This is a genomic window from Flavobacterium sp. IC2-16, assembly GCF_055521455.1.
Genome location: NZ_CM145480.1, coordinates 228291 through 241759, shown reverse-complemented (window position 1 = coordinate 241759; position 13469 = coordinate 228291). Strand labels below are relative to the sequence as shown.

Annotated in this window: 8 protein-coding genes; 2 read left to right on the top strand and 6 right to left on the bottom strand. The window is 34.6% G+C overall.

Translation table 11 applies throughout. From position 1 onward, the window contains the following. Positions 1 to 10: 10 nt before the first annotated feature. Positions 11 to 1051, top strand: coding sequence for an o-succinylbenzoate synthase (locus tag ACZ1JT_RS01065; RefSeq protein ID WP_465095262.1), 1041 nt, complete (start codon positions 11 to 13; stop codon positions 1049 to 1051). A gap of 7 nt (positions 1052 to 1058) precedes the next feature. Here ACZ1JT_RS01065 and ACZ1JT_RS01060 read toward each other — a convergent pair whose 3' ends face one another. From ACZ1JT_RS01060 to ACZ1JT_RS01045, 4 genes are all read right to left on the bottom strand, one after another. Next, positions 1059 to 1334 (bottom strand): hypothetical protein, encoded by a 276-nt coding sequence (locus ACZ1JT_RS01060; RefSeq protein ID WP_465094318.1) that lies wholly within the window; start codon positions 1332 to 1334, stop codon positions 1059 to 1061. A 35-nt stretch (positions 1335 to 1369) separates the two neighbouring features. Continuing rightward, a complete protein-coding gene (locus tag ACZ1JT_RS01055; protein WP_465094317.1) occupies positions 1370 to 2041 on the bottom strand; it encodes an FAD-binding oxidoreductase in 672 nt (223 codons plus the stop codon). A gap of 103 nt (positions 2042 to 2144) precedes the next feature. Beyond that, positions 2145 to 4547: an alpha-ketoacid dehydrogenase subunit alpha/beta gene (locus ACZ1JT_RS01050; protein ID WP_465094316.1), complete on the bottom strand. Its 2403-nt coding sequence runs from the start codon at positions 4545 to 4547 to the stop codon at positions 2145 to 2147. A gap of 198 nt (positions 4548 to 4745) precedes the next feature. Continuing rightward, positions 4746 to 7565, bottom strand: a complete 2820-nt coding sequence (locus ACZ1JT_RS01045; RefSeq protein ID WP_465094315.1) for a gluzincin family metallopeptidase — start codon at positions 7563 to 7565, stop codon at positions 4746 to 4748. A gap of 222 nt (positions 7566 to 7787) precedes the next feature. Between ACZ1JT_RS01045 and ACZ1JT_RS01040 the strand changes: the two genes are divergently transcribed. Beyond that, positions 7788 to 9788 carry an endonuclease gene (locus ACZ1JT_RS01040; protein ID WP_465094314.1) on the top strand — a complete coding sequence of 667 codons (2001 nt, stop codon included), beginning with the start codon at positions 7788 to 7790 and terminating at the stop codon, positions 9786 to 9788. A 49-nt stretch (positions 9789 to 9837) separates the two neighbouring features. Here ACZ1JT_RS01040 and ACZ1JT_RS01035 read toward each other — a convergent pair whose 3' ends face one another. Then, positions 9838 to 10560, bottom strand: a complete 723-nt coding sequence (locus ACZ1JT_RS01035; RefSeq protein ID WP_465095261.1) for an LOG family protein — start codon at positions 10558 to 10560, stop codon at positions 9838 to 9840. Positions 10561 to 10592: 32 nt separating this feature from the next. Continuing rightward, the gene (gene uvrA / locus ACZ1JT_RS01030; RefSeq protein WP_465094313.1) at positions 10593 to 13424 is read right to left on the bottom strand and encodes an excinuclease ABC subunit UvrA; all 2832 of its coding nucleotides are present in this window, start codon (positions 13422 to 13424) and stop codon (positions 10593 to 10595) included. Positions 13425 to 13469 lie beyond the last annotated feature (45 nt).

Sequence of the window (13469 nt, the reverse complement as noted above, 5' to 3'; positions counted from 1 at the left end):
TTCGATAATGATCCAAGCCTCGTATAAAAAATACATTCTCAATTTTAAAAGACCGAGCGGGACTTCCAGAGGTGTTTTAACCGAAAAGGAAACTTGGTTTATCATATTGGAGCAAAATGGTAAAAAAGGCATTGGAGAGTGTGGCATTCTAAGAACGTTGAGTATTGATGATCGTCCAGATTATGAAAAAATGGTGCAATGGGTTTGTGAGCATATCCATTTAGGGAAAGAAGCACTTTTAGATGCCCTGCGAGAGTTTCCTTCTATTCAATTTGGGGTAGAACAAGCCTTTTTATCTTTGCAAAGCGAATCTTCATTTTTGTTGTTTCCGTCAGAATTCACAAAGGGTGAAAATCCAATTCCAATTAACGGATTGGTTTGGATGGGTGATGAAGCATACATGAAAGCCCAAATTGAAGAGAAATTAGCATCTGGATTCCACTGCATTAAATTGAAAATAGGTGCTATCGATTTTCGTCAAGAATTAAGTTTACTCGAATTCATTCGTGCTAATTTTGATGAAAAAACCATTGAGATTAGAGTCGATGCCAATGGTGCATTTTCACCAGATGATGCGCTGAATAAATTAAAGCAGTTAGCCGAGTTTAAAATTCACAGTATTGAACAACCTATAAAATCAGGTAATTGGGAATTAATGGCTAGTTTGTGTTCCGAAACACCTTTGCCTATTGCTTTAGATGAAGAATTAATTGGGATTTTTGATTTTCAAGATAAGGAAAGACTGCTACAAACTGTAAAACCTCAGTACATTATTTTGAAGCCTAGTTTGGTTGGAGGTTTTAAGGGGTCGCAAGAGTGGATTGATCTTGCCGAAAAATACGGAATAGGGTGGTGGATTACATCGGCACTGGAAAGTAATATCGGACTTAATGCAATTGCACAATGGACCCATACTTTGCAAAGCCCTATGCCACAAGGGTTAGGAACAGGCAGTTTATATACTAATAATATAAATTGCCCGCTTGAAGTTACAAACGGGCAACTGTTTTATAATCCAAATTTATTTTGGAAAGCTGATGCTTTATTTTAATTGAAGCTTATTTTTTTACTTCAATAGCAGCACCATCTTTTGTAGCGTTAACTTCTAGTTTTTTTTCACCGTCTTTACTGCTAACACTTACACCTTCAGAACTTACACTAACAGAAGTTCCATCTGCAGCAGCACTGTCAGTAGCAGTTTGATTTTCCATAGGAGCTTCTTGTACAGCTTCTACTGGAGCAGTAGTATCAGCATCCATTGTTTCTTCTTTTTTCTTACACGATACAATAACTAGTAAAGCGAAAATTCCAGATAACAAAATTGATTTTTTCATAATAAAATATTTGAGTTAATATAAAAGGTTACTATTTATTCTTCAAAAATTATGGTTTCTGCAGTAGCACCTAATTCCAAAAGATTTTTTTTAATTGAACTTACAAAATCTTCTGGACCGCACACATAAAAATTCTGACTAAAGTCAACGATGTTTTCAATAAGAAAGTTGCGATCGATTCGTCTGCCGGAAAATCCAATTACTTTTTCACGAGTGTAGACATTGATAAAATCGTTTTTAAGCATGTGAAACAATTCTTGCCCCATTATCACATCTTCCGAGGTTTTGTTCACGTAAATAAGTCGGTTGCCTCTTATTTTATTGTGCTTGTACAATTCTCTGAAAATTGATAAAAAAGGAGTAATTCCGGAACCCGCAGCAATAAAAACACCAGGTCCTTTGTAATTAATTGTGCCAAACACTTCGTGAAGAATTAATTCGTCACCGGCATTTACTTTACTCATTTCATGAGTTACACCATTTCTATCGGTATAAATTTTAATCATGAATTCCAGATAGTTGGATTCTGCTAAGCTGGTAAAAGTAAAGGGGCGTGCTTCGTTTTTCCAATTGGGTTTGTTTATCGAAACTTCCGTGGCCTGACCGGGAATGAAACTAAAATTTTCAGGTCGCTCTACTTTAATAGATTTTACATCATGTGTAACAAATTGCGATTGAATAACTTTAACGATGTGTTTGTTTTTCATTTTTGTAGAAAAATTGATACAACTATAAAGTTACTAATTTGTTTTGAAAATGACTAAAAAAAACCAGACTACTAGTCTGGCTTTTCTATTTTTAAAATTGGGCTTAATATAAGCTAGGATATTTTGAAGGATTTACTTCATGCATAATTTCGTAAACTTTCTCGTAAATATCTTCTACAGAAGGTTTTGAGAAATAATCACCATCGGTACCATAAGCTGGACGGTGTGCTTTTGAAGTTAACGTTTCCGGATTACTGTCTAAGTGACGGTAAGCTTTCTGGTCATCTATAATTTGTTGTAAAATAAAAGCAGAAGCACCTCCAGGCACATCTTCATCGATAACCAGCAAACGATTTGTTTTTGCAACCGATTTCACGATGTCGTGGTTGATGTCAAAAGGTAAAAGTGATTGAATGTCGATGATTTCAGCATCAATACCAACTTCTAACAATTCTTTTGCAGCTTGTTCTACCAAGCGAAGGGTGGAACCATAAGAAACTAAGGTAATATCTGTTCCTTGTTTTATGGTTTCTACAACACCAATAGGAGTTCTAAAATCCCCTAAATTTGTTGGCATTTTTTCTTTTAAACGATAGCCGTTCAAACATTCCACCAATAAAGCAGGCTCGTCAGTTTCTAATAAAGTATTGTAAAAACCGGCAGCTTTAGTCATATTTCTTGGAACCAAAACGTGAATTCCGCGAATGGCGTTAATAATCATTCCCATTGGAGAACCCGAATGCCAAATTCCTTCTAAACGGTGACCACGAGTTCTTATAATTAATGGAGCTTTTTGGCGTCCAGCAGTTCGGTATTGTAGCGTAGCTAAATCGTCACTCATAATCTGGATTGCATATAATAAATAGTCCAAATATTGAATTTCTGCAATAGGACGTAATCCACGCATGGCCATTCCGATACCTTGACCTAAAATGGTAGCTTCACGAATTCCGGCATCAGCAACACGAAATTCTCCGTATTTTTCCTGCATACCTTCTAATCCCTGATTAACATCACCAATATTCCCTGAATCTTCACCAAAGATTAGCGTTTCAGGATGTTTTTCGAAAATAACATCAAAATTATTTCGTAAAATTAAACGAGCATCTACTTCTTCTGAGTTTTCATCGTAATGAGGAAGAACTTCATTTATAGCATTTACAGTTTTGTTTGATTGTGAGAAAAGATGTGAGCTAAACTTAGGTTGGATTTTTTCTGTATAAGCAGTAATCCAAGCAGAAAGTTGAGCTTTTCCATTTTCTTTATTAATTAAACGCAATACTTTTCGAGCAGTTGTGATAATGTCTTTACGAATAGGCTCTTTGATAGACGCTAAATCGTTTGCGAATTTTTCGATAAAAATTTTGTTATCACTAGTCGAAGCAATTGCGTTTAATAATGATACAAGTTCTTGTTGTTCGTCTTTTATTGGAGCAACAAAAGCATTCCAAGCAGCTTTTTTACCTTCTAAGACTTCTTTTTTGCTTTCAGAATCGATCGTCTCAAGTTCATCAGTTGTTGCTAAATTGTTTTCTAACAACCATTTGCGCATTTGTGCCAAACAATCATATTCAGCTTCCCAAGCTAATCTGTCAGCATTTTTGTATCGTTCGTGTGAACCAGAAGTGGAATGCCCCTGTGGTTGCGTTAATTCGTTTACGTGAATTAAAACAGGAACATGTTCTTCTCGCGCTATTTGTGAGGCTTTTTGATACGTTTCTATTAAAGCTGGATAATCCCAACCTTTTACAGTCATGATTTCGTAGCCTTTGTTTTCTTCGTCTCTTTGAAATCCTTTTAATATTTCTGAGATATTTTCTTTTGTAGTTTGATAACGTGCATGTACTGAAATACCATATTCGTCATCCCAAACACTCATAACCATAGGAACCTGAAGTACACCAGCAGCATTGATAGTTTCGAAAAACAATCCCTCTGAGGTAGAGGCATTACCAATAGTTCCCCAAGCCACTTCATTTCCTTTTTCAGAAAAATTAGTTTGGTCGATGCCTTTTACGTGGCGGTATATTTTTGAAGCTTGTGCCAAACCTAGCAAACGAGGCATTTGTCCAGCAGTAGGAGAGATGTCGGCACTAGAGTTTTTTTGTTGCGTTAAATTTTTCCAATTTCCGTTTTCATCCAACGAATGTGTTGCAAAGTGTCCACCCATTTGTCGGCCAGCACTCATGGGATCATGGTTTAAATCGGTATGACCATATAAACCAGCAAAAAATTGTTGAATTGTCATTTGTCCAATAGCCATCATAAAGGTTTGGTCACGATAATATCCAGAACGGAAATCACCGTTACGAAACGCTTTTGCCATGGCTAATTGCGGCACTTCTTTTCCGTCGCCAAAAATACCGAACTTGGCTTTTCCGGTAAGTACTTCACGACGTCCTAAAAGGCTACATTCACGACTAATTACTGCAATTTTATAATCGTTGATAACTTCTGTTTTAAAATCTTCAAACGAAATAGATTCTTTAGAGGCAGTTTGGTTCATAAAAAAAATGTTATGTGACAAATTTAACGATTTAGGTAATACAAAGCAATTGGTTATGAATTTTTAAATTTCATTTTTGATAAAAATACCATAATTTTTTGAGTTTTTATTGTGATATTGTTAGTGATATTTCAATTTTAAATAAAATAAATCAAAACAATCCAATAAAAAATATGTTGTAGGTATAGTAAAATAACATTAAAGCCATTTTCTGGTAAATAATGATGTAAGTGTTTTCGGGCTTAATGTGATTACAAAACGAATTTTTTGGTCGTAATTGTCTTGTGAAATTTCCCATCCGTTTTTAGAGTATACAGGGAAATATAATTCGAAATAATCAGGTACTAAATTTAAACGAATACCACTATCATACACAAATTGTGCGTCATGAAGTTTGTTTTTAAAAAGTCCCAAATCACCATAAATTTCTATCCAATTCCATATATTGAAGCTTCCATTAACAGTAGACATCCATTGATTAGCAAATCGTGTATCAAATTTAGATTTGAATCCTCCTTCTGCCATAATATACTGTTGACTGTATATACCAGTACTTTCTGAACGACCTAGTAAACCATAATCAAACAAATAATCCGTTGGGCGATCTAATCCAAAGCTAAAAAATTCTGAACTAGTACTTCTAAAAATAAACATACCGGTATAAAATCGTAAGTTCACCTGCCTGTTGTTGTCAAATAATTTTCGAAATTGAATTTCCCCACCTAGTTTTCCAAAATTAGTAGCAACTTGAACATCAGTTTGAAGATTATAGTATTGTGTGGCTTCATTTTCTAATTTAGAATAATGAATGTTGAAAACGGAGTAATTTTCGTCTTTTGAAGTTGCAAAACTAGATTTTTCCCGGTTAAGAAAAATATGTCGAATTGTTAAGTATTCTTTTTTATTAGCCCTATAGTCTAAATCTCTAAATCTAAAATGTATAGATGGAACTATTTTAATATATGAAGCGTTTGGAGCATAGTGATACGTATTTCCACCTAGCATGTATCGTATATTGTACAAGCGATCTTCGCGAATATTTTGGTTTACGGTAAAAAATGCACCACCTGTTAATTGTTGTGTTCTACTAGAGTATATTGGTGTAACGTCAAAAATGAAAGGCTTATCTAATAAGGTTTTGTTATGTATGCTTAATCCAGGCGAAACGCCATCGTAAAGGTTGTATGAAAACTCAGGAACATAAAAAATCTGATTCTTTTTAGGGTTTTCTAAATCTTTAAGAAAAGCCAATTTAAAAGGTTTGTTGTTGCCTAGAAAACTATGAAGCGATTTCCAGTTATTGCGGGCATTGTATTCTGGAATTTCATTGTTGTAATTTAGAACTAGTTTGTCTGCGTTTTCAGAAGCTATAGTAAATGTAGAGTCGGTTGTAATGTTTTCAACCCATTTTTTAAATACAATAGTATCGTTTTTTATTCCATACAACGAAACCGGTACATTGGTTTTTGTTTTGTTTTTTATGGTAACTTCTACATTGTCGGCTTTCTTTTTAGCATGTGTTATTTTGAAATCGATTAATTTTCGTGAATTTACAACCGTAGTGAAAAACCAATCGATGTTTTTGTCTGTTTTGTTTTTTAAAATTTGCTCAAAATCATCGGCAGAAGTTTGCTGGTTTTGGTTTTTAAGAATGAATTCTTGAATAGAATTTTTTAATACAGAATCGCCAAGGTAATCGTTAAGGTAATTAAAACTTATTCCGGCTCTGTATTTTCCAGCAATTTGTTCGTTAAATTTTATAAATGAACTTTTATCATCCCCAATGGTTTGATCCAAATTTTTGCGAGCCATTAATAAATACACATAGGAAAACTGTTCGTTGAAATTGGAACTAAAAATATTATACCCTTTTAGTAAGCCAATATCAGATAAATTTCCCATCATTTTCATTTTAGGATAGTTGTCTTCAATGTATTTCATTATCATATACGTTTGAAGTCCATCGTAAATCCATGTGTCTTTTCTAGGGTTTAAATGCAAAACCGATTTAAGATAGGTTTCAGAATAAATTTTTAGAAATTTAATTTCATACAGAAAACTATCGGGAAACGGACTTAAAAATGCGGGTAGCTGATTGAGTCCGTAAAATGGGTTTTTATCGTAATCGATTTGTGAAATTAAAATACGATTTTGAGAAATTGGCCCATAATTTTCTTCTACATAGCTTGTTACATTGTCAATAACCAAAGCCTTTTGGATTTCATTTAAGCGTCTATCTTTTAAATTACTAACTACTTCAAAAGCGTTGTTCTTGTAACTAAAAAAAGTAGGTTTCTTTTCAATTACAACATTAATGTCAGATCGATTAAGTCCTTCTAAATTATAGATTAGCGAATTTTCTTTTTTTGTTTCGGTTACCAAATCCAAATCACTAAATAAATGATATTGTTTGTCTATTTCAAATTGCAATTGAAAGTCGGTTAAACCGTTAGCAATATCATCCAGATTCTCATTGCTATAAGTTGTAAAACCTGAATCGTCGAGTCGTGCTGGAATTAAAAACCAATTTTTCAGTATAAAATCACCATTATTTGTAAATCCGTAACGAGTGAATTTGTCGTTAGGAATTTTAACGGTGTATTTTAAATTCAATGGAATTGTTTCATTGGGAGAAAGTGTAGTTGGTAGTTCAATTTCAAGTAAATCGGGATGATTTTCGGTTCTTTTATAAGTTATTGGAATGGAATTACTTGTTGCTTCTAGTATTGTTGTGCCACCGCGATCTGCATCTTTTGCTATGTGAAAGCTTCTCACAAATTCATCTGAAAATCGTTTCCCAAGCGGGGTATTTTTATCTGAAAATGCATTCATCCAATCATTTAAAACAATAGTATGTAAAGATTGATTAGATGTATTAAAGAACAAAATAGTTTGTTCAATTTCGATACTATTATTATCTGCATCAAGTTTTGCAGAAATTGAAGTTTTATGTTGTGAATACCCCAAATTACCTATAAAGTAGATTGCTGTAATTAACAGGAATTTTAAGTATTTCATTTTTTTATAGTGCATGTACAAATTTGAATCAGCTTTCGGTAAATATAAATAAAAATAAGTATTTGATTTCTTAATTCTTTCTTAGTCGTTTTTATAGTATTTTTCTTAAAAAAAATAAAGATAATTGAATTTTATTTTGATTTTGTTGAAAAATTAATAAAGTTTTAATCAAGATGTTAATGTTAATGGTTAAATTTGAGGTTCCCAAATAAAGAAAAAGAAATGATAAAAAAACTACTAATCTTATTTTTTGCGTTTATAACAAACTCAATTTTCGGACAGGTTCAAATTAGCGAAATAGATGCCGATACCCCTGGAGCCGATGTAGCCGAATTTATAGAATTAAAATCAAGCTCTCCAAATTTTGCATTAGATGGCTATGTTTTGGTTTTCTTCAATGCAGGATCAAGTCCTTATGCTGGAACAACAAGTTATTATGCTATCGATTTAGATGGTTATGTTACAGATGTTAATGGAAACTTTCTTATAGGTAATGCTGCAGTTTCTCCATCACCTAGAATCATTATTCCAAATAATACCATTCAAAATGGACCGGATGGTGTGGCTTTGTATTTTGCAAACGATACCGATTTCCCTTTTGGAACTGTTGCTACTGCAACAAATTTGATTAATGCTGTTGCTTACTCAAATAGCGGTTCAACACAACCTTCGGGTTTGATGTCGATTTGGGGATTGTCAACTTGTGTGAATGAAGCACAAAATTCTGCTGCAGCTACACAATCGATGCAATTGCTTAGTGGAAGTTTTGTTGCAGCAACTCCAACTCCGGGAGTAAACAATGATGGTTCAGGTATACCTATAAATTATGTTACCGTGTCATTTACGCAAGCTTCTTATAATGAAGGCGATGCTTTTAATATTACTTTTACAACAAGTCAGCCGGTTCAAAACCAAACCTTAATCATGAATTTTACCTTGAATAACGGTAATTTCACGATGGCTGATTTCTCAGGTGGTTTAACGGTTTCTATTCCGGTTGGCGGAACTACTACACAAACAGGAATCATTTTAACCGATGACGCTATTGATGAAGGTGATGAAGAAATGTTATTCAGATTTCAAGCCTTGCCAACGGGTTATGTAGCCAATAACGACAATATAATTGTTAGAGTTTATGATAATGATTATCAGGTTAATCCTTGGGGTACACCGGTAAATCCAACGTATGGTGTTGTAACCAGTACTGCGCCAGCGGGATATTACGATTCGTTAGAAGGATTGAGCGGAGCAGCTTTAAAACAAGCTTTGCAGGATATAATTGCAAATCCGGCTGTGGTTCATTTACACAGTTATGCCGATATATGGGAAATACTAAGAACTGCGGATCAGAACCCAGAAAACTCAAATCAGGTTTGGGCAATTTATACCGAGCAACCTATGGCTAAAATGGATCAGCAAACAGGAAGTAGTATTGTAGGGAAATGGAATAGAGAGCATATTTTTTGTCAGTCCAGAGGAGGTTTTAATGTAGCTCCAGGCGATACAGCAGATGGAATAGGAGTGTGGACAACAACAAGCGCTAATAGTACTTCCGATGGTGTTTCAGATGCACATCATATACGTGTGGCTAACGGTCAGGAAAATTCTTCGCGAAATAATAAAAATTACGGGCCGGTTGGTACTGCAACAGTTTATGCAGGTCCATCAGGAACTCTTGGTTCTTGGCATGGCGATGTAGCGCGCGCATTATTTTATATGGCAGTTCGCTTTAACGGATTGAATGTTGTTAATGGCGATCCTTCCGAATATTTACCAAGCTCAAGTACACCATCTGGAGAAATTGGAGATTTAGCAACATTATTAACGTGGAATACTTCAGACCCAAGAGATGATTTCGAAATGAATCGTAATAACTATATCTATACGTGGCAATACAACAGAAACCCATTTATTGATTATCCGCAATTAGCTGATTATATATGGGGAATTCATGCTGGTGAACCGTGGTCTACTGCATTGAGTACAAATCAGGTTTCCGATTTGAAATTTAAATTATATCCAAATCCGGCAACCAATCAAATTACTATTTCAGGTTTGATGGGTAATGCTACAGTTGAGATTTACTCTTATACTGGTCAGGTTTTATTCACGCAAAATTTTAGTGGAACAGCTACTTTGCCACTTAATTTAGCTTCGGGAATGTATTTTGTAAAAGTTACTTCAGAAAATAAAACACACACTCAAAAACTACTTATTAAATAATAGATTTTACGTATAAAAAAAGCGCTCAATTAGAGCGCTTTTTTTATGCTTAGAAATTCGGACTAAGATTGTATTTTTTGTAGAAAGTGTCTAATACTTCTAGAACTTCATCTTCGGTATCAACTACTTTTATTAGGTTTAAATCTTCCGGATTCGCATTCTTTTCTTGATCAATCATTACTGCTTTTATCCAGTCTAACAAACCGCTCCAGAATTCTCTTCCAACTAATATAATTGGGAATTTTCCAATTTTTTTGGTTTGAATTAAGGTAATTGCTTCAAATAATTCGTCTAATGTTCCAAAACCACCAGGCATAACAACAAATCCTTGTGAGTATTTTACAAACATTACTTTACGTACAAAGAAATAGTCGAAATTCAAGTTTTTATCTTTATCAATATACGGATTGAAGTGTTGTTCGAAAGGAAGTTCAATATTTAAACCAACAGAAGTTCCGTTGCCTAAATGTGCTCCTTTGTTACCAGCTTCCATAATTCCAGGACCACCGCCTGTAATTACACCATAACCCGCTTTACTGATTTTATAAGCGATTTTTTCTGCTAATTGATAGTATTTATTGTCTGGTTTTGTACGAGCAGAACCAAAAATGGAAACACAAGGTCCAATTCGACCCATTGTTTCATATCCATTCACAAATTCCGACATGATTTTAAAAATCGCCCAGGAATCATTGGTACGAATTTCATTCCAGGTTTTCTGTTTAAAAACTTCCTGGATTTTATCTTCGTCACTTAAAAATTCATCTTTCATCATTTTCTTTTCGTTAAAATTAAAATAGCCTGCTAATGTAATTCTTTTTTCAAAAATTGCGCAGTATAACTATTTTTATTTTTAATGATTTCTTCAGGAGTACCTTTGGCAACAAGCTCTCCGCCGCCTTTTCCTCCTTCGTAACCTATATCTATAATATAATCGGCAAGTTTAATAACATCAAGATTGTGTTCAATTACAACTACCGTATTTCCTTTTTCTACCAGTTTATTAATAACATCCATTAGAACACGAATATCTTCAAAATGCAAACCCGTAGTTGGTTCGTCTAAAATATAAAACGTGTTTCCTGTATCTTTTTTAGATAACTCGGTAGCTAATTTAATGCGCTGTGCTTCACCACCCGAAAGTGTTGTGCTTTGTTGCCCAAGTGTAATATAGCCTAAACCTACATCTTGAATGGTTTTTACCTTTCGATAAATTTTCGGAATGTTTTCGAAGAAATCTACAGCTTCATCTACCGTCATTTCTAAAACGTCCGATATGGATTTACCTTTATATCTAATTTCCAACGTTTCTCTATTGAATCGCTTTCCTTGACAGGTTTCACACTCAACATATACATCTGGTAAAAAACTCATTTCAATGGTTCGAACACCAGAACCTTCACAAGTTTCACAACGACCACCAGAAACATTAAAGCTAAAACGACCTGGTTTGTAACCTCGAATTTGTGCTTCGGGCGTTTGGGTGAATAGTGAACGTATTTCGGAGAAAACATCGGTATATGTTGCCGGATTTGAACGAGGCGTACGTCCAATCGGACTTTGGTCGATATCAATTACTTTGTCTATATGTTCTAATCCTTCAATTTTCTTAAACGGTTGTGGTTTTTTAACGGCGTTGAAGAAATGCGTGTTTAGTATCGGATAAAGCGTCTCATTAATTAAAGTTGATTTTCCACTTCCGGACACACCAGTTACACAAATTAGTTTACCTAAAGGAAATTCGACAGAAACATTTTTAAGATTATTTCCCGTTGCTCCCGATAATTTTAACGATTTTCCGTTTCCATCTCTACGTTTTTTAGGAACTGCAATTTCCATTTTGCCATTCAAATACTGAGCAGTTATGGTGTTTTCCTTCAATAATTCTGCGGGAGTACCTTTACTAATTATTTCGCCTCCAAATCGTCCAGCTTTTGGTCCAATGTCTATAACGTAATCGGCACGTTCAATCATGTCCTTGTCGTGTTCAACAACAATTACCGAGTTTCCAATATCCCGTAACTGTTCTAAAGAACGAATCAGTTTTTCGTTGTCACGCTGGTGTAAACCAATACTTGGTTCATCTAAAATATACAATACACCTACCAATTGCGACCCAATTTGCGTTGCCAATCGAATACGTTGTGCTTCACCACCCGATAATGATTTTGAACTTCGGTTTAAAGCCAAATAATTTAATCCAACATCAACCAAAAAACTTAAACGTGCTTTGATTTCTTTTACAATTTCAGAAGCAATAGCCTTTTGTTTATCGGTTAGGTTTTCATTTAAATTGTCAAACCATTCGCTAAGCTCATCAATATCCATTGCAGAAAGCTCGCCAATATTTTTAGCATTGATTTTGAAATAAAGGGCTTCTTTTTTCAATCGGCTACCATGACACTCCGAACATTCAATTTCGTCCATGAATTCCTTAGCCCATCGTTTTATTGAAGCCGAGCCACTTTCTTCATATTGGTTTTTAATAAAATTTGATATCCCTTCAAAATCAATTTTATAATCTTTAGTGATACCCATTACTTTGGATACCACTGAAAATTTTTCGTTCCCACCGTTTAATATCATTTCCATGGCATCTGCTGGAATTTTATCAATGGGGTCAGTTAGTTTAAATCCGAATTTTTCTCCAATGATTTCCAATTGTTTGAATATCCATGAACTTTTTTGTTCACCAATTGGTGCAAATCCACCTTGTTTTATTGATAATTTCGGATTTGGTATGATTTTATTTAAGTTGATTTCGTTTACGGTTCCTAATCCATTACAATGTTCACAAGCACCTTTAGGGGAGTTGAACGAGAAGTTGTTGGGTTCTGGATTTGGATACGAAATACCGGTTGTAGGACACATTAAATTTCTACTGAAATATCTAATTTCCTGACTATCTTGTTCTATAATCATCATGATGCCATCACCATGATACATAGCAGTCTTGATGCTTTCGGTAAGACGTTTGTCGTTATCTTCGTTGTCTTCGATAACTAAGCGATCGATTACGGTTTCGATGTCGTGCGTCTTATAGCGATCGACTTTCATACCGTATTCTAAATCTCTGATTTCGCCATCAACACGAACTTTTAAAAAGCCTTGTTTTGAAATTTGTTCAAAAAGCTCGCGATAATGTCCTTTTCGGGAACGAATAATTGGAGCCAGAATATTGATTCGTTTTCCGTTGAAATTTTCGAAAATCAACGATTTAATTTGATCATCCGAATAGGAAACCATTTTCTCGCCCGTATTATAACTATAAGCTTCTCCGGCTCTAGCATATAATAAACGGAGGAAATCGTATATTTCTGTAATGGTTCCAACAGTAGATCGCGGACTTTTACTGGTTGTTTTTTGTTCTATTGCAATAACGGGAGATAAACCATCAATTTTATCTACATCGGGGCGTTCCAATCCGCCCAAAAATTGACGAGCATATGCTGAGAACGTTTCAATATAACGGCGTTGTCCTTCGGCATATATAGTGTCAAATGCAAGCGAAGATTTTCCCGACCCGGATAGTCCTGTAATCACCACAAGTTTTTCACGAGGAATGACAACGTCAATATTTTTAAGATTATGAGCGCGAGCTCCTAAAACTTCAATAGTTTCTTCAGAATTAAACATAATTAGCTGTGTAGTTGTGCAAAACGCAAAGGTACAGTTTTGTGG